Below are 22,708 nucleotides of genomic sequence, written 5' to 3'. Positions count from 1 at the left end.
CGTCAACAATGGCTACTTTCCGCTCCCTTCCATCCGGCAACTGGAACGCTCAGGTACGCGTAAAAGGTAAATCTCCCCAGTCGAAAACCTTCAGCACGAAGGCCGAAGCAGAGTCATGGGCAAACCAGCTCGAAGCCGTGACAATGGAGCACAAGCACCACACCATCTATACGTTGGGCATGATCTACTGCGAAACGATGCTCAAGGGTAAAGGTAGCTACAACCACGCACTGAAGATCGTGGAGCATCTTGGCAGGCACTTCACTCAGCCCATTAACGAAATCACGCCACAGATGGTCAATGACTTCAAGATTATGCGATTGAAGAAGGTGAAGCCGTCCACGTGCAGGACGCAGCTCGCATTTATGTCCCGATTCTATAGGTTCGCCAAGCGCGGCCTGCTGATCGACATTCATAATCCTGTAAGTGATATCGCACTCCCAAAGCCAGACCGGTCTTCGGACAAGGTGATTAGGGCAAGTGAGCTTGAGCGTTTGCTGGAAAAGCTCTCTCCCACCATGAAACTCATCGTAGAACTAGCATACGAAACTGCGATGCGACGCTCTGAAATCCTGAAGCTAACGAAAGACTGCCTGCACCTCAGTGATCGCATTGCCGATGTGATCGACGGGAAGAACGGTACACGGTCTGTCCCCCTCACCCGCCGAGCTGTTGAAATTCTCCACCTCGCCCAACTTTGGGCCACTGTGGGAGGTCACCCGAACGGTCAAGTGTTCACCGTCACACCGCACGCCGTAACTCAGGCTGTGCGCTTAGCGCGCGTAAAGGCAGGTTTAGATAGTAGCGTCAGGCTGCATCAACTCAGGCACACCAGAATCACGAACGTCGCGAAAAAGGGATTCAACAACGCTCAGATCATGATCGTATCTGGGCACCGTGATACACGGTCGGTTGCGCGATACTCCCATCTAAACGTGAGGGACGTATTGCACCTGATAGACTAATCAAACCGGGTGGCCAGCCATGTTGAATTACCAGCTGGCTGCCCTCCCCATATACATGGCTCGGCAGATACAAGACAAAGTGCTGGACCATTAAACCACGAAAGCCTTCCACAGCTTCCGCAACACAGTGATATACGGATGAGGCAGGTATGAGTGAGAGACTCCTTGATCAAATGCATCGCTAGACATTAGGACTCTGCCGCCATCTTCGGTGTTTACGGTAGCCGAATTCATATTAGAGCGATGTTCGAAGAAATCAAAAACCTCAACTTCGACCTAGCAAAATAGCTGAAGAAAAAGTTGACAAACCCGTCCAACATATTGACAAAAATGCGCTTACTAGTATATAGTATGCAAATATAGGGAGAAACCTAGGAGCACTCTTAGCGACCTGCTTTTCTTCTACCGTCAGTGACTGTTAGTTACCTCTCCCTTAATTATTAGGCCACTCCTTCAGCGGGCGGCCTTTTTATTGCGCATCACCCAACACATACTCCAACTTTTTATCACCAACTCTAAACGGAGCGATTTTTTATGCCTGTAGAAAAACAATGCGTTGTCTGTAACAAATCACTAGCCGGCAAACGTAGTCACGCGGTTACTTGCTCATCTACCTGTCGCGGAGTTCGCTGGAGGGCAAACAAAACACCAATGGTGGCTCTGAAGCTAGCATTCCGCATCAATCACTTTGAAGCAATCAAAGAAGCTGCCAAGGCATCTGGCGCGTCTATTAACAAGTACGTGCATGGCCGTCTAACTAAAGACTTGGAGCTTTCACAATGAAGGTATTCCTCAATGAACAGGCTGTTTTCCAACTAGAAGCACTAATGCGCCGGACCGGGCATAAAAATCATCAGCATTGCCTACAGGTGCTACTGACCACGGTCACGAACAATCTACGTCGTGCTGACGCGAAAAAAGCTGCAAATATCTAACCCCATCAATCCTAAAACACTTTAACCAAGTCAGAGGGTAGAACATAATCAAATAAGGAAAATCAATGCCTAGCTACTTAGCCATCCACAAACCATCCCAGTTGATTCTGAAAGCAATCATAACATCTCATACACCGACACCAGATGAACATCACGATTTTCATCCTGTTTCAACCACAGTGTTGAGTCGTTACTACAAACAGGCAACCAAATCACACCGCAATGGTGTACAGGTTACAGTCGGAGAGTTGATGGCCGCCTGTCCTTCTTTCATGGAACAAATCAGTAAAGGTAAGCAGGGCAAGATAAAACTTGTTGCCACTAGAATTCGTAAAGAGCTAACACCGGTGCAAGATGATCGTTTGTTCAGCATTCAACGTTGGATCATCAACAACCCAGGTGGTAACCATCATGACCTTTCAGATGTATTCAACACGGGCGCCGTCGCCGCCAAAGCGTACCTAGACAAATACCGATGAGAGCTTCTGCAAGGCGTTTATACCCTCAATAAACGCCACTTGACACCCTAGCCTAAGTTGGCGTTTTCGTCCCCCTTACACGCCTTGATTCATATGAATTGAAATGCCGTTTTTAACCGTATGCCTGATACCTTTATACACAAAAAACCACAAAAGGATAAACAATGAATATCAAAAATGATATTGATCTTAGTAAACACCTTGCTATCAAACAAATTGTGCACTTCACTCACTTGAAACAATCAGCGATTTCAGTTGGTGACAAGATTGAAGTTCGACGTAATACTGACGTGATTGATCGTTTGACCACTGAATACGGATTATCAGCGCTACATGAAGCGCAGGAGAATTCAAATGAGCAGCAGTAGTTTGGATTATGTCGGCAGAGGAATCACAAAGGCATTTGAGCGACGACGTGCAATGCAACAACAAACAATGCAAGAAGCACAAGTTGCAGATAAGGCTGATGACAACAACTATGTGATCACCACCAATGTTACAACCAAGAAACTTAGCGATGAACAATATAAACAAACCATGGTGCAAAACATGATTGCACTGATCCACAAAAGGAAAATTAAAAATGACTAATTCAAAGATTACTATAAAAGGAACTCCACCTAAGTGGGACGATGCTGAATACGAAGCCCGCGCTGACGGATGGGTAAATGTCTACCGAGGTACTACCCAGTGCATGGAACATGTACGGTCACCACTTCCTCATGACTTTCTTGAGTTGGTAGCTTCGAAAGTAGCAGAGGGCTATACAGTAGCTCGTAATCAAGGTGTTACACACGATGCACTTAATCATTCGTGCTGGATGATCAAGCCAGAAGAAAGACAGCAAGAAGATATTGGTGTAATTCGAATTCGAGTCAAAGCTGAGTATGTTGAATTCCTGCAAGCTGAACACGTTCGATATCAAGACTTGCTACGTCAACAGCTTATCCAAGCATCGGAAGCGAAAGAGCAGAAGAAGGTTGTTGATGCTCGCAACAAGCGACTGTTAGAAATCGACAAAGAGGTGAGTGACACATATTCCCCACTTGTCATTCCGGGGTGATCCAGTGATCCAGTGACAGACGCTGCAAGCGATACCTGCAAAAAGCCCCCATAACGGCTTTACAGAGCGTGCTCATGCAACCTAACCAACGATGGCCCCAGCAGATTAACCAGTCTGTGCGGGGCTTTTGCACCTCATTTAAAGCATGCTTATGCTTTAGATAGCTAGAAACCGGGATGGCCTATCACAAAATTTAGCTCCAGCTGTGAGCAACGAGAATTTCATTTAGATGCTTATTTTTCCTTTAGAAAACTGTTTTTTGCTTAGAAAAAGAAAGACGCTTGACGCACTTTTTCTAAAATGATTCCATTCAATTCAGACGGAAACGCGAGTGACTCTTACCGCCTGTGATTCACCGAAACCAACTGGCAGCTACCCAAGAGGAATGCCTATGAAATAAAACTAAACTGGAGACTGACTATGGAAGCACCAAGCCCAAAACTTTTAACAAACCTACAACTTGATGCCTTAAGCAACAGAATTGGCGCCAACGCTGATCAATGGCTCGCAAAAAAGCTGAAACCGATTAAACCCAAAAAGCCGAATCCAGACAAAGTCGCCCGACGCCCACCAAAAACTATATCAAACCCATTTTCTGGCCATCTGATGTCTCTCTGTGATGATAGGAAGAAAGCTTATCCATTGTTCGCCATGGACATCATCGAAGGCATCGCACGACTTGATTGGCATGACCGAAAAATCGGTAAAGGTGGTATTTCCAAACCGCTAAGCGTACGACGGATCATCACCGTCCTTGAATGGCTGCCAGAGATCACCAACGAAGCGATTGAAGAATTTCTCGGCCTTAAAGAGCGCCATGCACGCCGTTATGTGAAAGCCGCTGAACTTGCAATTCCTCGCATGATGAAATGTCGCCCGGATTCGCTACGATATGAAATGGATGGTATCGAGCCGCCTCGCAAGCCGTGCCAGTGGGAAGGCTCGGACGAGCTGATTACACCAAGTCCTGAGGAGCTCGCCAAGCTGCATCGCGATCTGCGCACGCTTACCGAATATGCTACCGCTGAAGAATATGAACGGCAGTATCCTAATAAATATATGGGTGCTGTTGTGGTTGCTCTGCCCAAGCGAGAGCTCGTTCACCAGCTACTAGAACAGGGTAAGGCCGTCAAAGCTATCGAACGTGAAGCCGGTGTCAGCGCCAAAACCATTCGCAGGTGGCGTGACGACCGGGCCGCGTGAGGGGGGGGGGGGAATATCGGCCGCATGTATATAGAGTGAAGCAAAGCGAAACGACGCTTCTTTCTTGTTTGGAGATTGTCCAAAGTATAGGTGTGTTAGAGATGTTCTCTTTAAGGGGAATACCCCTTAGATATTTCCTAAAGAAAGTAAATAGAAGAGAGGGACAAGATCCCTCAAATCAAAAAACATGGTCTTAAAGAATAACTGTTCTGTCGTAACGACAGAGAATATATTCTGAGCAAACTCAGAAGGAAGATCAAGAGCGAGAGGGGCTTCGCTTCTCCTCTCTTCTGAAAAGCATTCGCCTACCGGCTCACTCGCGGACACTGATTGTATTGAAGAATTAAAAACTTTATCAGTCATTTCTGATTATCAATCAGGCATGATAGCCATCTCCTGTGTGTACACACAGAAATAGACTCGATGAGCATTCACGGAGAAGAGCAACAGCGAACAAGTATCGCACATTGACTTCACACAGTGTTGACGAAGAACCCAAAAACTTCTAGACACTCGACATTTATCAGGAGCGGTATCAGGTTGCAATCATTCCCTTTCAATTCCAGATGAAAGACTAACATGGTCGCAAACACTGATTTTTACAAGTAGCCCGCCATACTCAATGAATCGCCCCGGGTTTTCTAGACACTCTCAAGGCTCGCTGCGTAACGCTTTTCAAACTCTACCGGTGACAGCTGATTGTTGAAACTGTGGCGTCGTTTTGGGTTGTAAAACATCTCGATGTAATCGAACACATCATCTCGAGCATCCTGGCGTGTAGTGTAGATTTTACGCTTGATCCGTTCCCGCTTCAGCAACTGGAAAAAGCTCTCCGCCACAGCGTTGTCGTGGCAATTACCTCGACGACTCATGCTGGCTACCAGGTTGTTAGCTTTCAAGAAGCTTCGCCAGTCTGAGCTGCTGTACTGACTGCCTTGATCCGAGTGGATCATCACCTCTTGCTTCGGCTTACGTCTCCAAACCGCCATCAGCAGTGCATCAATGGCTACGTCGCTGGTCATCTGCGACTTCATTGACCAACCAATGATCTGGCGTGAAAACAGATCGAGCACCACGGCCAAATACAGCCAGCCTTCATATGTTCGGATGTAGGTAATGTCTGTGACCCAAACTTTGTTGGGTTCTCTGACATCGAATTGGCGCTTCAGTAAGTTCGGTGAGGCAACGGCTGGCTTACCGCCGTATTTTCCAGGCCTCCGTCGATACCCAGTCTGAGAACGTAAACCTTCAAGGCGCATCAACCTAGCCACCCGGTGACGGCCACAGCTCTCACCAACCTCTCGCAGGTCATCATGGATCTTTCGATAGCCATAAACGCCACCGCTTTCCAGCCAGGAGTGTTTGATCAATCCAAGCAGTCGCTGATCGTCCTTGGCTCGCGCAGATTTTGGTTCTGATAGCCACGCGTAGTAGCCGCTGGGATGAACCTTGAGCGTCAGGCAAAGCCGTCGAATCGCGTAATGACCCGCTTGCTGCTTAATAAAGGCGTACTTCAGCCGCACTCCTTGGCAAAGTACGCGGCGGCCTTTTTTAAGATGTCTCGCTCCTCCGTCACCCGTTTCAGCTCGGCACGTAGACGACGAACCTCAGCGCTCTGATCATCCTCCTCAACGCGCTGTTCCTGAGGCTTGGTGTAGCGCTTAACCCAGGCATAGAGGCTGTGCACAGACACACCCAATCGTGCAGCCACCTCCGAGACAGGAAGCTGCTTTTCGGTCACTTGCTTGACCGCCTGGATTTTGAATTCTTCGGGATAACGCTGGTTGCTCATGGCACCTCCTAATGGGCCTCATTTTAAGGCTTGGAGGTGTCTACGAAACTAGGGGCGATTCAGTATTCTCAAGCTTCGGTAATAGAAATTAGTCGAACAAAAAATATTACAAACCTAGAACGACCGTTCAGGATTAGTTATAGTTGCTCTCACCCACTCTTCAGAGAGCAAAAGCCATGAGCCAGCACACCACCCCAATCGACGTAGTTGCTTACTGCCGAGTGTCCAGCCAAGGACAGGGTGAGAGTGGTTTGGGTCTGGAGGCTCAACGGGAGTACATCAACCGTGCTGCCACACAAAATAACTGGAACATTGTTGGCGAGTTCGTGGACGTTGTTTCGGGCAAGCTGGCGATTGAAGATCGCCCTGAGGGCGCCAAAGCTTTAGCACTGTGCAAGCAGGCAAAGGCGAAATTGATTGTAGCTAAGCTTGACCGTCTCTCTCGCTCTGTTCACCACATAGCCCGTCTGCTGGATGAAGCTATGGACTTCAAAGTGGCAACCATGCCACAGGCAGACAAGTTTCAGCTCCACTTATTTGCAGCACTGGCAGAACAGGAACGCTCATTCATTGCGAGCCGTACCAAGGAGGCTCTGGCAGCGCTCAAGGCACGATCAATTGCAGGGGATCAGCAGGCACAACAGAAGGTGGCTCGTCGCACCGAGGCACTGGAGAAAGGTCGTACGGATGCCAACAGGGCGAAGGCCAACGAAGCCATTCAAGAGCGCGTAAACTCCTTCAGCGAGTCGGTACGTGATCCCATTGATTTGTGCATTCTAAAAGGTGCCAGAACATTGCAACAGGTGGCTGACTGCCTGAATGGCAAAGGCATCACCACCTGCCGGGGAGGGAAATGGTCTCCTACCCAAGTGAGTCGGGTGATGCAGAACCTGGCCCTCACACTCCCTTCGAAAGGAGACGCTCTGTAGCATTCTACTGAGCCGATCAAGTGACAACTCGTCACAACTTTGACCCAGTACAAGCACTTCTGTAGTTACTGATCACAATCACTCAAAACCGCCAAGACAAGCTCACAGCAGCTCTCATGGCCATTCATCCGTGCCAACTCTAATCGGATTTGGCGAATCTGTAGATGGACGCCCCCGCCAGAATTCAAGACCGTCAAACCCATCAGACCAATATCCAACCCGCACCTACTTCCCGAATTTCGAGACTCGGGGGTTGGCTGGTCTACAACTACGGCGTGCCCACCGAGAAGATTTTCATGGGGGGGGCTGCGGTACCGATGGTCATTAACTGGCAACAGTAGTCTCTGGAAGACTGGCATAACTCCAGCGGAATAAATGCCTGTGTCCGCACCCAACGCAAACTTTCACTTCATCATGGCTGACTGTTTCCAAAGCCAAACGCTGTCCGCAACCTTTACACGGAATAGAAAACAACCCTGCCCGATCAAGCCTGAACCTGTCCTCATCCACCTTCTGAATAAAATACCTTGCCCTACACTGGTCTTGATAGCACTCGATCTCCCCCTCGTCGGCGATTTGAGCTTGACTGGCGTACATATCCGAATTGCAGAGATCACACTTCAGTGTGGTGACCGAATTCATCGTTATTACGGCGCTAGCAGTAGCCACTCGCTCAATCTCATCCGCAATTGACTCAATCATGGGTGCGGTGATTTCTGGAGGGGCGCCAGCTTCAGAAAGCGAAGTCATGTGCAAAAACTTCCCGAGCTTGTTGTAGTGCTTATTCAACCACTTGGCGGTAAACATTTTGTAATCGCCGAGAGAGAGCCATTCCCCAGACGGTTGACCATCAACAGTATTCAGGCAGATATCAAGCGACGCATCTTGATCTGCACGAGGTTCGAAGCTCAGCAAGAGCTTCATTGCCTTCGGAGGCTGCCAAGTTTGATAAACCGATAAAGGAAGCTGCTCGCCAATATGGCTGAGTTTTTTATAAACGATACGCTCAAGGCAGAACCGAAGCTCTAGGCAAGCATGGCGTAGAGAGTTCTCGTCCCCGGCTGTGATAAATTTCCTTGCCCGCATCAGAAACTCTTCCACACCATAGATGCTCATTGCAGTCATTCCTTTTGAAGTGAACTTGTGAGCTTACCGACTGTTGTGGCTGACTGCCATCACGTCACTCCGCTGGCCTAGAGTCGATATTGCTCCGGTTGGTGCGCTCCTCATATTGGTAGCTCATCCGCGCAACTTTCCGCTCGCTCTCGCGCAGGTACACGTCACCTAGGGGCCATCGTAGGTATTCATATTGGACCTTCAGTGCAGCAAGCTCAATCGAACCATACCTATGCATGATGACCGGCTTGGCAATATTCTGGTGGCCTTCCATAAGTCGCGGCGTGTCGTTTCGATTTCAGAACACAGCAGGATGCACTGGCGTTTCAGCATCTCTTCGTAGGTATGCAGCCTCCAGCTCAAACCACTGTCATCGATGAAATCATTCTCCATAAGACCACACGCCAAATATGCATGTACAAACAGTGTTCTGATATATGACCCGGCTCAATCCGTGGGTGATGGGTGGCAACTCTCCCAAAGTAAAGAGCCGTTTCGCTCCGCTGACTGATCAGGACAGAAAGGAGCGCTACCGAGGGAATCAGCCGCTGTAACCAAGCATGCGGTGATTGTTTGCTGATACCGTTCGAGCAGCGGCGTTTGGTACGACCGTTTAACCACATTGAGGCGAGCCTTTAATGCCTCGCCGTCTGGATGACCGCACGCCAGAAGTCTTCCTACCCGCCCCATCGCACGGTGATACATCGGTTCAAGGACAACCCAGTTCGACATCGACTCGCTCATCACTTCTATTTCCCTGACCGCTGAACGTATACGCTTTCGTTCCAACTTGGTTAGGCTTGGAGTGCTATTGAAGACGCTCAACCCTGTTACCGTCAGCGGCTGGAAAATAGCGTCATCAGTCTTGATGCCCTGTCCACGAACACGCATGTGGAGCTTTGTGCGTTTCTGATGACAACCTTTAGCAGCCAACATCCCTGTGATGGTTGAAACAATGCCGGAAAGCTCGTTCGACGACGGCTCGCGACCACATGAAATAGTGATATCGTCAGCGAATCGAGAGTACTGGAAGCCTCGATCCCAGAGGTCCCCCACAATCTTCGGTTCAACATCCCAGAAAATCAGGTTGGCTATGTAGCCGCTCGTACTAGCACCTTGGGGAGTGCTTCCATCGCGAGTGCAAATTGACGACAGTAACGCCGCTACACTCGCTCCAAATCCGAAGAGCCCACGAAATAAGGCATCAACGTGGTTTTTCAATATGGACGGGTAGAAGTTACGGATATCTTGGAGGATGACGAACCTTGCTCCGGCATGCACAGTCGCATTGCTATGAATGCTCCGTGGGGACTTAAGGTCCCTTATGCCTCCGTGAAGATAAGCGGGGAAGATCGCTTTGGATAACACCCGGTCAACGAGCTTTCGCTGAACCCGCTTGAGTGGCTCGTGCGCATCATAAGTATCACGTTTCTTACCTTTCTTCTCTTGAGGTACATGGCGGTACATTCGATCAGCACGGATCGCAAGGCGCTCTAGCAAACGCTCGCTCTCGCCCAGCGCCAAGGCTAATGCCTGAATACTGTGAATCGGTTTGAAGGGGTATGTAGGAGCGTCCATATTCCGATCCCTAAAATGAAGAAAGGCCGATACTCAGATCGGCCTTTCAGAATTCGAATGATGTGATTTGTTGCGTCATGAGAAAATAACCTCAAGGATTTTACCTACGACGTCGTAGGCTCCATCCCAGTACTCCTGATTACGTTCCCAGATCTCCAAAAGCGCTTGGCGAATCAGAAGCCCCTCCACCGCATTGCGGATTCGTTTCAACCGACTGCTTCTACCTTCGCTGCTATGAGAACGCTCACTTTCAACTGTAACGCGGGTGTCTTGGATATTGTGCTTTTTCAGAATAGTCCGAGAACGGACTGCTTTCTTCTTACGCATGGTTGTAGCTCCTTCGCCGGCGAAATTGCCGCCGCCAAAGCATTCCGGGCCGAATGGAACTTCCAAGACACCACTACAAACCACAGTTCTGCTTATTGATATTGATTTATCAATATCGATAAGCCGTCGCCGCCCAAAACTTCGTCACCATAGAATTCATCTGTCAACACATACCAATTGCGAAAACCGAACAGCTTTACGTTAACGAGGAACACTTCGCCAGCGCATAAAGCAAACGCTAACGCGGAACACCTCGATGACGCGCGGCTCAAGCATAGGGCATACACATAGGACGACCTAGGGGACTGAGTCGTTGCGGAGAGGTAGCTTTGAAGAACACCAAAGCCGGTCAGTTTCCCGACCACCAACTGCAAGCCCAGAGAATATTCACCATGTTTAAAGAGCACCTGGACGGTACGTCCAGCGACTTCTTTATACCCCACGCCAAGTCGCTTGGCAACAAGATATGTCGATATGCCATTACGAGCGAAGGAAGCGCGAAAGCACTTTGAGATTATTTGCTATAAAAACATTTATAATCAAGTATTTAACTATATAAGACGCCCCACCAGCCACACTCGGCAACATCACCCCCGCACTGAAACGACTTGATATGAACGCAGACCCCATCACCACAGCCACACTCAATCACCCTTGATGGACATCAAAAAAATTCAGCGGGGCAGGGTTGGTCAAGATTATTTCTGGCTGGATGAGAACAATCGCCCATCGAGTTGCGATCCTAATTCAGTGGCGAGCAAGATGCAGATCAGCTCACGAGTATCCAGCCAGTGCTTTGATATGTGGCCCATACCTTCGTAGCGAGATAAGCGAGCAAGCCCAGCATCAACAAGTAGTTACGTGCAAGGTAGTAGCGAGAGGGCGCCCTCCTCTCTTTGAGCCGAGCAATGAAGTATTCACGATAAACCGGGTCAGTTTGCTGGAGAGCAACAATATTTAATCCTAGGGACGTGACGTTTGACTCAATGCGCTTGAAGCCGCAAATGGCACTAGTGGCGAAGATGAGAAGTGAGACCATTAAGAAAGTCTCTGTGTTGATACCAACCCTAGCGTACGGGTTTGTTTGGGCAAGGTAGGCACAGATCGCCAGCGTTGCACCGAGAATGAAATAATCCAGCTTGTTTGCCGCCTCCTTATGCATGCTGGTCAACAGCTCGATCCTTTCGTTGATCCTCTCCATGTTTCGTTGCTCCCGGCTTGCGTAGGTGTTCAGTCTAACGGCGATGCCGTCTATGTGCCATCACGCAGGGAGAACTGCTAGCATCCTCCCATTCAATGGGACGTGGTGCTTACGATGGATGATGAAGGGGATTTCAAGAAGGCGCGTGGCTTCCTGCTCACGTATTCGGCGCTGGTGTTGGCGCTCTGGTATTTCGGGGCCGACCTCACACAGTTCAAGCTGATGGGCAACGAGATCAAACTTCACCAGCGTACTGAGAGTGTCTGGCTGGTGCTTGCAGCCCTCAATGCGTATTTCTGGTTTCGGCTCTACCAACACATACCGCGTAACGGCTTGTACTTCGACGAGTCGATGAACAACCTTTACGACACTACTTTGGTTTGGTTCGGCAGCAAAATAAGGCGTCGTGAGCTGGCTCAGTTCGCGAAGGTAACCTTCGCTTCATCGCACACCGCATCTGAAAAAATGAAGGTCACTTGGTACGGTGGACGTGCTACTGGCCGTGACACCTTGGAAGAAGAACGGAGGCACAACGGGCCAGAAACACCAGAGCTGCACCAGCTATCCCGTGGACAGCGTACCGCCATGAATCTCCGCGTAGGGTACAAGTACATGGAAAAGGGGGAGTGGTCTCTGTTCCCTACCTACATCTCTCTACCTTACGAGCCAAATGCAGCAGTGACTTGGCCGGTAAAAGCCTTAACCATAGTCATAGGTGCGTTCGTGACCCCATGGTTTACTAACTACATCGCTCCTCTGCTTTTGGGCGGTATCAGCACAGGCTTTGCCTTGTGGAAGTGGTGTGACATGAATTTCTTCACCACTACGCTGCCTCACCTTGCCCAATCATGTGCAGGGCTAACCAATTGATTTAACTGGGGTTATACAAGTGCCGATATAGCGTTTTAATATTATACAGGTACGTTCTTCAACCTTGCTTATGGCTTGTCCAGCAGGGCGCCAACCACTGGCACTACGATTGAGATTACGACGGCTAATCCGGAAAGCACGGTCGCCCATTTGAATTTACTGCTTTCCTCTTGCAGCCCTGCCAACACAGACGCAAGAAGCGGGAAGTTCACGCAGTGCCTGTCAGGACCAACACCCAACGAGAAGAATACGACCTTACTAGCATCATCTCTTTTGTAGCCGTACTTCTGCTCCAAGTGGTAGTAGAGCCTTCCAAAAACGATGTCGCTATCCACGCCCAACTCCCTAGCAATCATCTTGCAGTCGATGGGAACATGGATTTTACTCACCCGCCCGTTTTGAACGTCGGACTCCTGCGCGAAGTTCTTAAACTCTTCGTAGTACAGCTTGTAGATAACGTTGAGAATCTTGAGATCAGAGGGTGGCTTCATGCGATACATCCTTGTGAGCGATGATCAAGCTTACCGCATCTAGGTCGGACCGTCTTGCCAGCACCTACCACCGGAATTCAAGCGCTTCGCCGTACTCCAAGACGACCGATCAACGGCGTTCACATTGCCTAGTGTGAACGAACCCGATATTTTGTGAACGTTCTGTAGGAAATTCAGACAACAAAAAAGGGCCCACCTTTCGGTGAGCCCTTCTAGACCGCCCAGCAGAGCGGATTTTGTTTGGTAGGCGCGATTGGACTCGAACCAACGACCCCCACCATGTCAAGGTGGTGCTCTAACCAACTGAGCTACGTGCCTGCTGTGAGGCGGCATTCTACGGAATTCCGGAGGGGTGTCAACATCTTTTTTGCAGCTAACCCTATGAATATGCGAATTATTTATTTGCGCCGAGTGCACCGGTGATTTTCGGGTGGCTGGCAGGCAATTTTCAACTCAGGTAGGATCGGCGCACTCGTAAAAAATATAAAACAGAGGTTCCAGGATGGCGAACACCCCCTACCCCCAGTCGTATTACGCCGCGTCCGCGAATGCGGTTCCGCCTCGCCCGGTACTGCAAGGTGACGTCGAAACCGATGTGTGTGTGATTGGCGCCGGCTACACCGGCCTTTCCAGCGCGCTGTTTCTGCTGGAGAACGGTTTTCGCGTCACCGTGCTGGAAGCCGCCAAGGTGGGGTTTGGTGCGTCGGGCCGTAACGGCGGGCAAATCGTCAACAGCTACAGCCGCGACATCGATGTGATCGAGCGCAGCGTCGGCCCCAAGCAAGCGCAGCTGCTGGGGCAAATGGCGTTTGAGGGCGGCAGGATCATTCGCGAGCGCGTGGCAAAATATCAGATCCAGTGCGACTTGAAGGATGGCGGTGTGTTCGCCGCCCTCAACAGCAAACACATGGGCCACCTGGAATCGCAGAAACGCTTGTGGGAACGCTACGGGCATACGCAACTCGAGTTGCTGGACGAACGCCGTATCCGCGAAGTGGTGGCCTGTGACAACTATGTCGGCGGCTTGCTCGACATGAGCGGCGGGCACATTCACCCACTCAACCTCGCACTGGGCGAAGCGGCTGCCGTTGAATCCCTGGGCGGCACGATCTACGAGCAATCGGCCGCGGTGCGCATCGAGCGCGGCGCGAACCCGGTGGTGCACACCGCCGAAGGCAAGGTCAGGGCCAAGTTCATCATCGTCGCGGGCAACGCTTACCTGGGGAACCTGGTGCCGGAGCTGGCGGCCAAATCGATGCCTTGCGGCACGCAAGTCATCACCACGGCACCGCTGGGTGATGAACTGGCCAAGACGCTGCTGCCCCAGGATTATTGCGTCGAAGACTGCAACTACTTGCTCGACTACTACCGCCTCACCCGCGACAAGCGCCTGATCTTCGGCGGCGGCGTGGTGTACGGCGCACGTGACCCGGCCAACATCGAAGCGATCATCCGCCCGAAGATGCTCAAGGCCTTCCCGCAACTCAAGGACGTGAAAATCGATTACGCCTGGACCGGCAATTTCCTGCTGACCCTGTCGCGCTTGCCGCAGGTGGGTCGTCTGGGCGACAACATCTATTACTCACAAGGCTGCAGCGGCCATGGCGTGACGTACACGCACCTGGCAGGCAAGGTGCTGGCGGAGGCACTGAGAGGTCAGGCGGAGCGTTTTGATGCGTTTGCCGACCTGCCGCACTACCCGTTCCCAGGCGGGCAACTGCTGCGCACGCCGTTTGCGGCGCTGGGCGCCTGGTATTACGGGTTGCGGGACAAACTGGGGTTCTGAGTACGCAGTGGGAGCCGGCTTACCGGCTCTTGCAGCAGAAAGCCAAATCGCAGAAACAAAAAACCCCGGTCTTTCGACCAGGGTCTTTGCTATCGGATCAAAGTCAGCCAAAGGCTTTCTTTGTGCTTCAAGGCGTTCAGTGGGCCTTGAGGCAGATATGGCGCAGCGGACGGGACTCGAACCCGCGACCCCCGGCGTGACAGGCCGGTATTCTAACCGACTGAACTACCGCTGCGTATCGCTTGACCAGCTGAGCGTAAACCCTCAACCGTCTTTAAACATCTGATCGATCAGCCTGGGCTGTTCAATCTCAAGCTCGACATGTCGAACCTGGAAAATATGGCGCAGCGGACGGGACTCGAACCCGCGACCCCCGGCGTGACAGGCCGGTATTCTAACCGACTGAACTACCGCTGCGCGTCGGTGCAACCTTTAACGTTGCGTCTTGCCCTAGGGCAAAACTCTCAAGAAGTGGTGGGTGATGACGGGATCGAACCGCCGACCCTCTGCTTGTAAGGCAGATGCTCTCCCAGCTGAGCTAATCACCCTTTGCTTCGTTGAGGCCGCGAAATTTACGCAGGTAGCGGACCTAAGTCAATAGCCTGCTTGAAGTTTTTCTGAAAAAGACAAAATTGCTTCAAGACGGCTATCTGCCCTACTCGCTGTAAATCATCTTCTTGCTCATGCCACCGTCCACCACAAACTCTTGCCCGGTGACAAACCCCGCCTGGCGCGACAGCAACCACGCCACCATCGCCGCCACATCTTCAACCGTACCCACCCTGCCCGCCGGATGCTGAGCATGATCGGCATCCGTCAAAGGCTCGGCACGTCGGGCCGCCGGATCACGCGCATCGATCCAGCCAGGGCTGACGGCATTGACCCGCACCTCCGGCCCCAGGCTCATGGCCAAGGCATGCGTCAGGGCCAGCAGGCCGCCCTTGCTCGCCGCATAGGCCTCGGTGTCCGGCTCCGACTGACGCGCCCGGGTCGATGCCAGGTTGACGATGGCACCGCCATGGGCACGCAGGTACGGCGCGCAGTGCTTGGCCAACAACATCGGCCCACTGAGGTTCACCGCCAACACGCGGTTCCAATAAGCCAAATCGAGGCTTTCCAGGGTGATATTGCGCGGATCGGCCACGGCCGCGTTGCACACCAACGCGTCCAGCCGCCCGAACTGCCCCAGCACTTCTGCGACACCTTGGGCCACTTGTTTCTCGTCGGCGACGTCCATGGTGATAAACCAGGCATTGTCGCCCAGCACCTTGGACACCTTGGAGCCGCGCTCGCGGTCCAGGTCGGTCAACACCACCTGCCAACCTTCGCTGATCAACCACGCCGCGATCCCGAGACCAATGCCCCGCGCCGCGCCCGTCACCAGTGCGACGCGGCCGTTACCGACCGCCGCAGCATCCATGGACCACTCGATCACAAGGCCGCCAGCCCGCGGGCCAGGTCTGCCTGCAAGTCGGCCACATCTTCCAGGCCCACTGCGATGCGGATCAGGCTGTCGCGGATGCCGGCCGCTTCACGCTCTTGCGGCGCCAGGCGACCATGGGAGGTGGTGCTCGGGTGCGTGATGGTGGTCTTGCTGTCGCCCAGGTTGGCGGTGATCGAAATCAAGCGAGTGGCGTCGATAAAGCGCCAGGCACCCTCTTTGCCGCCCTTCACTTCGAAGCTGACCACGGCGCCGAAACCACGCTGCTGGCGCTGGGCCAATTCGTGTTGCGGGTGGCTCTTGAGGCCGGCGTAGTGCACTTTCTCGATGCCATCCTGCTGCTCCAGCCACTCGGCCAGGGCCTGGGCATTAGCGCAATGGGCCTTCATGCGCAGGCTGAGGGTTTCCAGGCCCTTGAGGAAGATCCAGGCGTTGAACGGGCTCAGGGTCGGGCCAGCAGTGCGTAAGAAACCCACCACTTCTTTCATCTGCTCGCCACGCCCAGCCACCACGCCGCCCATGCAACGGCCCTGGCCGTCGATGAACTTGGTCGCCGAGTGCACGACGATGTCTGCGCCCAGCTTCAACGGCTGCTGCAATGCAGGCGTGCAGAAGCAGTTGTCGACCACCAGCATCGCGCCCTTGGCGTGCGCCACTTCGGACAATGCGGCGATGTCCACCAACTCGGCCAGCGGGTTGGACGGCGACTCGACGAACAGCAATCTGGTGTTGGCCTTGATCGCCGCATCCCAACCGGACAGGTCTGCCAGCGGCACGTAGTCCACTTCAATGCCGAAGCGCTTGAAGTACTTCTCGAACAGGCTGATGGTCGAACCGAACACACTGCGTGACACCAATACATGGTCGCCAGCGCTGCACAAGCTCATCACAACGGCGAGGATGGCCGCCATGCCAGTCGCCGTGGCCACCGCCTGCTCAGCGCCTTCGAGGGCCGCAATACGCTCCTCGAACGCACGAACGGTCGGGTTGGTGTAGCGCGAGTAGACGTTGCCCGGCACTTCACCGGCAAAACGCGCGGCGGCGTCGGCGGCGGTGCGGAACACATAGCTGGAGGTGAAGAACATCGGGTCGCCATGCTCACCTTCCGGGGTACGGTGCTGGCCGGCGCGCACAGCCAGGGTATCGAAAGCTACGCCATCGAGGTCGCTGTCCAACCGACCGGCATCCCATTCCTGACTCATGCTGCGACTCCTTACTCAATTCTTTATTTAAGATACAAAACCGGCCCCTCAGGGCCGGTGTTTACTCAGTTGTTATACAGATCGATGATCGCGCTGACCGCCTGGGTCTTGATCTTCGACGAGTCGTTGCGCGCCTGTTCGATCTTGTTCAGGTAAGCCTCGTCGACATCGCCGGTCACGTACTTGCCGTCGAACACGGCGCAATCGAACTGCTCGATCTTGATCTTGCCGCCGCCAACCGCTTCGATCAGGTCCGGCAGGTCCTGATAGATCAGCCAATCGGCGCCGATCAGGTCGGCCACATCCTGGGTCGAACGGTTGTGGGCAATCAGCTCGTGGGCGCTCGGCATGTCGATACCGTACACGTTCGGGTAACGCACAGCTGGCGCAGCAGAGCAGAAATACACGTTCTTGGCACCCGCTTCACGGGCCATCTGAATAATCTGCTTGCACGTGGTGCCACGTACGATGGAGTCGTCCACCAGCATCACGTTCTTGCCGCGAAATTCCAGCTCGATTGCGTTGAGCTTCTGGCGAACCGACTTCTTGCGCGCCGCCTGGCCCGGCATGATGAAGGTACGGCCGATGTAGCGGTTCTTGACGAAACCTTCGCGGAACTTGACGCCCAAATGGTTGGCCAGCTCCAGCGCAGCGGTACGGCTGGTGTCCGGAATCGGGATTACCACGTCGATGTCGTGCTCAGGACGCTCGCGCAGGATTTTCTCGGCCAGCTTCTCGCCCATGCGCAGACGCGCTTTGTATACCGAAACGCCGTCGATGATCGAATCCGGACGCGCCAGGTAGACGTGTTCGAAAATGCACGGGGTCAGTTTCGGCGCAACAGCGCACTGACGGGTGTGCAGCTTGCCGTCTTCGGTGATGTACACCGCTTCGCCCGGGGCCAGGTCGCGGATCAGGGTGAAGCCCAGCACGTCCAGGGACACGCTTTCGGAGGCGATCATGTACTCGACGCCTTCGTCGGTGTGACGCTGGCCGAACACGATCGGGCGGATGCCATGCGGATCGCGGAAACCGACGATGCCGTAACCGGTGACCATGGCCACGACCGCGTAACCACCGACACAACGGTTGTGCACGTCAGTCACGGCGGCGAACACGTCTTCTTCGGTTGGCTGCAGCTTGCCGCGCTGGGCCAGCTCGTGGGCGAACACGTTGAGCAGCACTTCCGAGTCGGAACTGGTGTTGACGTGGCGCAGGTCAGATTCGTAAATCTCCTTGGCCAGTTGTTCAACGTTGGTCAGGTTACCGTTGTGCGCCAGGGTAATGCCGTAAGGCGAGTTGACGTAAAACGGTTGAGCTTCGGCCGAGGTCGAGCTGCCCGCAGTCGGGTAACGCACATGGCCAATGCCCATGTGCCCGACGAGGCGCTGCATGTGACGCTGATGGAACACGTCACGCACCAGGCCATTGTCCTTGCGCAGGAATAACCGGCCGTCGTGGCTGGTCACAATACCGGCAGCGTCCTGGCCGCGGTGCTGGAGGACGGTTAGCGCGTCATACAGCGCCTGATTCACGTTCGACTTACCGACGATACCGACGATGCCACACATGCGACGCAACCCCTACTTAATGAATCTTGACTGAACACTGCTTACTGAGGCGTTTTGGCCGGCAAGAGGTGTTCCTTGAACGGAAGATCAGCGGGTACGCTGATTCCGCTGGCCAGCCACTGACTGCTCCACCCCAGAATGAGGTTCTTGGACCAATCTGCAACCAATAGAAATTTTGGCACGAGTACCGACTCCTGCCACCACGAATCCTGCTGTACCGGCCCCAGGCTCAACAGCCCGACCGCCACGACCACCAGCAACGCGCCACGCGCAGCGCCGAAGGCCATGCCGAGAAATCGATCGGTCCCGGAGAGGCCGGTGACACGTATCAACTCGCCAATAAGATAATTGACCATTGCCCCCACTAGCAGCGTGGCGATGAACATGATGGCGCAGCCCGCGATGACGCGAGCCGAAGGTGTCTCGATGTAACCGGCCAGGTAAACCGACAATGAACCACCGAACATCCAGGCTACGACTCCTGCGATGATCCAGGTCAGCAACGACAATGCTTCTTTTACGAAGCCGCGGCTTAGACTGATCAAAGCGGAGATGGCGACGATTGCAACGATCGCCCAATCAACCCAGGTAAATGGCACAGTGCAGCCTACGTACGGATAAGGCGGCGCATTTTAGCAGAGCGCCGGGCTGTCGGTAAGCTGTGATTGCGGGTGCGTTGCAAATCAATGGGTTGAGTAGGGCGAAGGCCCCCTCAGGACCACCAAATACAATGTGGGAAGGGGCTTGCCCCCGATAGCGATGGGTCATCATCAGAGATGCTGACTGACCTACCGCCATCGGGGGCAAGCCCCCTCCCACATTGAGTGCATTCCAAGCTGAAACGGGGGTGAAATCAGCCGCGCTCAGGCTGAAAACGCACCACAAAGCCATTCAGGTTCTGCTGGCGACCCAGCAAGTCGCGCAGACGGTCCGCCTCGGCGCGCTCGATCAGCGGCCCGATAAACACGCGATTCTTGCCATCGGCACTGCGGATATAGGCGTTGTATCCCTGAGCACGCAGCTTTTTCTGCAAGGCTTCGGCGCTCTCGCGATTGGCCAGGCTGGCGAGCTGGATCGACCAAGTGATCGGCAGGCCATTGGGATCGATACGGCTTTGACCAACGTCCGGCTTGCCCGGCGCGGCAGGTTGCGGCGCAACCGGCTTGGGCGCTGGTGCCGGCGCGGCCGGCTTGGCGGCAACCGCAGGCGCTGCCGGAGCGGGCGCAGCTGCGGGTGCGGGCTTGACCACCGGCACACTCGGCTGCACCGGCATGCTCGGCGCCTGCTGCGCAGCCACATCCGCATCACTCGGCACAGGCTCCTCAGGCAACGCCTGCGGCTCGGGCACCACCACCGGCTCGACCTGTACTTGCGGTACCGTCGGCGCCTGGGGCGCAGCCGGCGCCTCAACGACTACCTGGCGCTGCTCGTCCTGACGCGAAAACAGCATCGGCAGAAAAATCACCGCCAACGCCACCAGCACCAGGGCTCCAACCATTCGCTGCTTGTATGCGCTATCCAGTAATGCCATGTGCAGCTTCCTCCGTGGAGCGCCGGGCCAACCACTCTAGCGCCTCGGCAACACAATAAAATGATCCGAACAACAGAATCTCGTCCTCGGCCGTTGCCACCGCACACTGCGCTTCAAGCGCAGCGGTGACGCTTGCATACGACGCCACTGGCGCACCAAGGTTCTGCAAGGCCGTTTCCAATTCAGCGGACGGCCGACTGCGCGGCGTATCCAGCGGCGCAACCGCCCAAGCCTGGACATTGCCCAGCAACGGAGCAACCACGCCGTCCAGGTCTTTGTCAGCCAACAGCCCGAACACCGCCAGGCGGCGACCCACCGGCGGCGTACGCGACAGGCGTTGTGCCAGGTACTCGGCGGCATGCGGGTTGTGCCCCACATCCAGCAGCAGGTTCAGGCGCTTGCCCTCCCACTCGAAGGTGCGACGATCCAGGCGCCCGACCACCCGAGTGGCCAGCAATGTCGCGGCAATCTGCTCGGCATGCCACGGCAAATCCAGCAGCAGGTAAGCCTGCAACGCCAGCGCAGCGTTTTCCATCGGCAGGTTCAGCAGCGGCAGATCATGCAGCTCTACCACCTGGCCGCGCGCATCACGCCCACGCCATTGCCAATGTTGAGCACCGATGTCGAGATTGAATTCGCGGCCGCGCAGGTAAAACGGGCAATCCAGCTCGCGCACCTTGTCGAGCAAGGGTTGGGGCGGGTCCAGATCACCACACAGGGCAGGCTTGCCCTGGCGGAAGATCCCGGCCTTTTCATAGGCGACCGACTCGCGGGTATTGCCCAAGTAGTCGGCATGGTCGACGCCAATGCTGGTGACCAGCGCCAGGTCGGCATCCACCACGTTGACCGTGTCCAGACGCCCACCCAGGCCGACTTCGAGAACCACCACATCCAATTGCGCACGCTCGAACAGCCAGAACGCCGCCAGGGTGCCCATTTCGAAGTAGGTCAGGGAAATTTCGCCGCGCCCGGCATCCAATGCGGCGAAGGCCTCGCAGAGCTGCTCATCAGTGGCTTCGACGCCATTGAGTTGCACCCGCTCGTTGTAACGCAGCAGGTGCGGGGAATTGTAGACGCCGACTTTCAGCCCTTGGGCTTGCAGCAGCGCCGCGACAAAGGCACAGGTAGAGCCTTTGCCGTTGGTGCCGGTCACCGTGATAACACGCGGTGCCGGCCGGCCCAACCCGAGGCGGGCCGCTACCTGTTGCGAGCGCTCCAGGCCCATGTCGATGGCTGACGGATGCAACTGCTCAAGGTAGGCGAGCCATTCGCCCAGGGTACGTTGGGTCATAGGTTTGCAGGCACCGGCGGTACAACGATCGGTTCGACTTTAGGCGCGACGTACACGGGCGTCGGCAGACCCATCATTTGCGCCAGCAGGTTACCCAGGCGTGGACGCAGCTCGCCACGGGCAATGATCATGTCAATCGCGCCGTGCTCCAGCAGGAACTCACTGCGCTGGAAACCTTCCGGCAGTTTTTCGCGAACGGTCTGCTCGATCACGCGCGGGCCGGCAAAGCCGATCAGGGCCTTGGGTTCGCCGACAATCACGTCACCCAGCATCGCCAGGCTGGCGGAAACGCCGCCATAAACCGGGTCAGTCAGCACGGAGATGAACGGAATGCCTTCTTCACGCAGACGCGCCAGTACCGCGGAGGTCTTGGCCATTTGCATCAGGGAAATCAGTGCTTCCTGCATGCGCGCGCCACCGGAGGCGGCGAAGCAGATCATCGGGCAACGGTTTTCCAGGGCGTAGTTGGCGGCACGTACGAAACGCTCACCGACGATGGCGCCCATGGAGCCGCCCATGAAGGAAAACTCAAACGCCGACACCACCACCGGCATGCCCAGCAACTTGCCGCTGACGGAAATCAGCGCGTCCTTTTCACCAGTCTGCTTTTGCGCGGCGGTCAGGCGATCCTTGTACTTCTTGCCGTCGCGGAACTTGAGACGGTCAACCGGCTCCAGGTCAGCGCCCAGCTCGGCACGGCCATCGGCGTCGAGGAAAATGTCGATGCGGGCGCGGGCGCCGATACGCATGTGGTGGTTGCACTTGGGGCAAACGTCCAGGGTCTTTTCCAGCTCCGGGCGGTAGAGCACCGCGTCGCAGGATGGGCACTTGTGCCACAGACCTTCAGGAACCGAGCTTTTCTTCACCTCGGAACGCATGATCGAAGGGATCAGTTTGTCTACTAACCAGTTGCTCATGCTTTCTTTCTCCAGTACCG

The 22,708-nt window shown here is 54.3% G+C and carries 22 protein-coding genes and 4 tRNA genes; 9 read left to right on the top strand and 17 right to left on the bottom strand.

Annotated elements, in window-relative coordinates; translation table 11 throughout:
• Window positions 1-8: 8 nt before the first annotated feature.
• From ACM530_RS20570 to ACM530_RS20545, 6 genes are all read left to right on the top strand, one after another.
• On the top strand, window positions 9-965 hold the full coding sequence (locus ACM530_RS20570; protein ID WP_416363014.1) for a tyrosine-type recombinase/integrase: 957 nt from the start codon (window positions 9-11) through the stop codon (window positions 963-965).
• Between the two features lie 1,000 nt (window positions 966-1,965).
• Window positions 1,966-2,379 carry a hypothetical protein gene (locus tag ACM530_RS20565; RefSeq protein ID WP_416363013.1) on the top strand — a complete coding sequence of 138 codons (414 nt, stop codon included), beginning with the start codon at window positions 1,966-1,968 and terminating at the stop codon, window positions 2,377-2,379.
• A gap of 164 nt (window positions 2,380-2,543) precedes the next feature.
• Window positions 2,544-2,747, top strand: a complete 204-nt coding sequence (locus ACM530_RS20560) for a hypothetical protein (RefSeq protein ID WP_416363012.1) — start codon at window positions 2,544-2,546, stop codon at window positions 2,745-2,747.
• Window positions 2,734-2,970, top strand: a complete 237-nt coding sequence (locus ACM530_RS20555; RefSeq protein ID WP_416363011.1) for a hypothetical protein — start codon at window positions 2,734-2,736, stop codon at window positions 2,968-2,970. Before ACM530_RS20560 ends, ACM530_RS20555 begins: the two co-directional genes overlap by 14 nt.
• Window positions 2,963-3,442 carry a hypothetical protein gene (locus ACM530_RS20550; protein ID WP_416363010.1) on the top strand — a complete coding sequence of 160 codons (480 nt, stop codon included), beginning with the start codon at window positions 2,963-2,965 and terminating at the stop codon, window positions 3,440-3,442. The genes ACM530_RS20555 and ACM530_RS20550 overlap by 8 nt, the downstream gene beginning before the upstream one ends.
• A 420-nt stretch (window positions 3,443-3,862) precedes the next feature.
• Window positions 3,863-4,645: a helix-turn-helix domain-containing protein gene (locus ACM530_RS20545; RefSeq protein WP_416363009.1), complete on the top strand. Its 783-nt coding sequence runs from the start codon at window positions 3,863-3,865 to the stop codon at window positions 4,643-4,645.
• 641 nt (window positions 4,646-5,286) lie between these two features.
• Here ACM530_RS20545 and ACM530_RS20540 read toward each other — a convergent pair.
• A protein-coding gene (locus ACM530_RS20540; protein ID WP_104502081.1) for an IS3 family transposase occupies window positions 5,287-6,437 on the bottom strand; the annotation gives its coding sequence in 2 pieces (ribosomal slippage) (window positions 5,287-6,203 and window positions 6,203-6,437; 1,152 coding nt in all).
• A gap of 176 nt (window positions 6,438-6,613) precedes the next feature.
• On the opposite strand from ACM530_RS20540, the gene ACM530_RS20535 reads away from it, so the two are divergent.
• Window positions 6,614-7,366: a recombinase family protein gene (locus tag ACM530_RS20535; RefSeq protein WP_416363008.1), complete on the top strand. Its 753-nt coding sequence runs from the start codon at window positions 6,614-6,616 to the stop codon at window positions 7,364-7,366.
• A 324-nt stretch (window positions 7,367-7,690) separates the two neighbouring features.
• On the opposite strand, the gene ACM530_RS20530 is transcribed toward ACM530_RS20535, so the two are convergent.
• The 4 genes from ACM530_RS20530 to ACM530_RS20515 all read right to left on the bottom strand — a co-directional run bounded on the left by ACM530_RS20530 (window position 7,691) and on the right by ACM530_RS20515 (window position 11,588).
• Complete coding sequence (locus ACM530_RS20530; RefSeq protein ID WP_416363007.1) at window positions 7,691-8,482, bottom strand: hypothetical protein; 792 nt, start codon at window positions 8,480-8,482, stop codon at window positions 7,691-7,693.
• Between the two features lie 447 nt (window positions 8,483-8,929).
• Complete coding sequence (locus tag ACM530_RS20525) at window positions 8,930-10,060, bottom strand: reverse transcriptase family protein (protein ID WP_416363006.1); 1,131 nt, start codon at window positions 10,058-10,060, stop codon at window positions 8,930-8,932.
• 75 nt (window positions 10,061-10,135) lie between these two features.
• Window positions 10,136-10,387 (bottom strand): hypothetical protein, encoded by a 252-nt coding sequence (locus ACM530_RS20520; RefSeq protein ID WP_416363005.1) that lies wholly within the window; start codon window positions 10,385-10,387, stop codon window positions 10,136-10,138.
• Between the two features lie 769 nt (window positions 10,388-11,156).
• On the bottom strand, window positions 11,157-11,588 hold the full coding sequence (locus tag ACM530_RS20515) for a hypothetical protein (protein WP_416363004.1): 432 nt from the start codon (window positions 11,586-11,588) through the stop codon (window positions 11,157-11,159).
• Between the two features lie 114 nt (window positions 11,589-11,702).
• Between ACM530_RS20515 and ACM530_RS20510 the strand changes: the two genes are divergently transcribed.
• Window positions 11,703-12,458 carry a hypothetical protein gene (locus ACM530_RS20510; protein ID WP_416363003.1) on the top strand — a complete coding sequence of 252 codons (756 nt, stop codon included), beginning with the start codon at window positions 11,703-11,705 and terminating at the stop codon, window positions 12,456-12,458.
• Window positions 12,459-12,526: 68 nt separating this feature from the next.
• On the opposite strand, the gene ACM530_RS20505 is transcribed toward ACM530_RS20510, so the two are convergent.
• A complete protein-coding gene (locus ACM530_RS20505; RefSeq protein WP_416363002.1) occupies window positions 12,527-12,949 on the bottom strand; it encodes a hypothetical protein in 423 nt (140 codons plus the stop codon).
• A gap of 241 nt (window positions 12,950-13,190) precedes the next feature.
• Window positions 13,191-13,267: transfer RNA gene (locus ACM530_RS20500), tRNA-Val, on the bottom strand.
• 184 nt (window positions 13,268-13,451) lie between these two features.
• Between ACM530_RS20500 and ACM530_RS20495 the strand changes: the two genes are divergently transcribed.
• The gene (locus ACM530_RS20495; protein WP_106576691.1) at window positions 13,452-14,735 is read left to right on the top strand and encodes an NAD(P)/FAD-dependent oxidoreductase; all 1,284 of its coding nucleotides are present in this window, start codon (window positions 13,452-13,454) and stop codon (window positions 14,733-14,735) included.
• A gap of 158 nt (window positions 14,736-14,893) precedes the next feature.
• On the opposite strand, the gene ACM530_RS20490 is transcribed toward ACM530_RS20495, so the two are convergent.
• The 10 genes from ACM530_RS20490 to accD all read right to left on the bottom strand — a co-directional run bounded on the left by ACM530_RS20490 (window position 14,894) and on the right by accD (window position 22,688).
• Window positions 14,894-14,970: transfer RNA gene (locus tag ACM530_RS20490), tRNA-Asp, on the bottom strand.
• 105 nt (window positions 14,971-15,075) lie between these two features.
• Window positions 15,076-15,152 (bottom strand) — tRNA-Asp (locus ACM530_RS20485).
• Window positions 15,153-15,207: 55 nt separating this feature from the next.
• Window positions 15,208-15,283 (bottom strand) — tRNA-Val (locus ACM530_RS20480).
• 107 nt (window positions 15,284-15,390) lie between these two features.
• Window positions 15,391-16,155 (bottom strand): SDR family oxidoreductase, encoded by a 765-nt coding sequence (locus ACM530_RS20475; RefSeq protein ID WP_106576690.1) that lies wholly within the window; start codon window positions 16,153-16,155, stop codon window positions 15,391-15,393.
• Between the two features lie 11 nt (window positions 16,156-16,166).
• The gene (locus ACM530_RS20470) at window positions 16,167-17,378 is read right to left on the bottom strand and encodes an O-succinylhomoserine sulfhydrylase (protein ID WP_416363001.1); all 1,212 of its coding nucleotides are present in this window, start codon (window positions 17,376-17,378) and stop codon (window positions 16,167-16,169) included.
• A 65-nt stretch (window positions 17,379-17,443) separates the two neighbouring features.
• Window positions 17,444-18,949, bottom strand: a complete 1,506-nt coding sequence (gene purF / locus ACM530_RS20465; protein ID WP_058426877.1) for an amidophosphoribosyltransferase — start codon at window positions 18,947-18,949, stop codon at window positions 17,444-17,446.
• Between the two features lie 41 nt (window positions 18,950-18,990).
• Entirely contained in the window at window positions 18,991-19,548 is a 558-nt protein-coding gene (locus ACM530_RS20460; protein WP_003192538.1) for a CvpA family protein, read from the bottom strand.
• Window positions 19,549-19,802: 254 nt separating this feature from the next.
• Entirely contained in the window at window positions 19,803-20,480 is a 678-nt protein-coding gene (locus ACM530_RS20455) for an SPOR domain-containing protein (protein WP_262210364.1), read from the bottom strand.
• Entirely contained in the window at window positions 20,464-21,771 is a 1,308-nt protein-coding gene (gene folC, locus ACM530_RS20450; RefSeq protein WP_416363000.1) for a bifunctional tetrahydrofolate synthase/dihydrofolate synthase, read from the bottom strand. Before folC ends, ACM530_RS20455 begins: the two co-directional genes overlap by 17 nt.
• The gene (accD, locus tag ACM530_RS20445) at window positions 21,768-22,688 is read right to left on the bottom strand and encodes an acetyl-CoA carboxylase, carboxyltransferase subunit beta (RefSeq protein ID WP_106576687.1); all 921 of its coding nucleotides are present in this window, start codon (window positions 22,686-22,688) and stop codon (window positions 21,768-21,770) included. Before accD ends, folC begins: the two co-directional genes overlap by 4 nt.
• Window positions 22,689-22,708 lie beyond the last annotated feature (20 nt).

It is taken from the genome of Pseudomonas sp. NFX183, assembly GCF_047943075.1.
Taxonomy (GTDB): domain Bacteria; phylum Pseudomonadota; class Gammaproteobacteria; order Pseudomonadales; family Pseudomonadaceae; genus Aquipseudomonas.
This window is presented reverse-complemented; position numbering and strand designations above follow the sequence as displayed.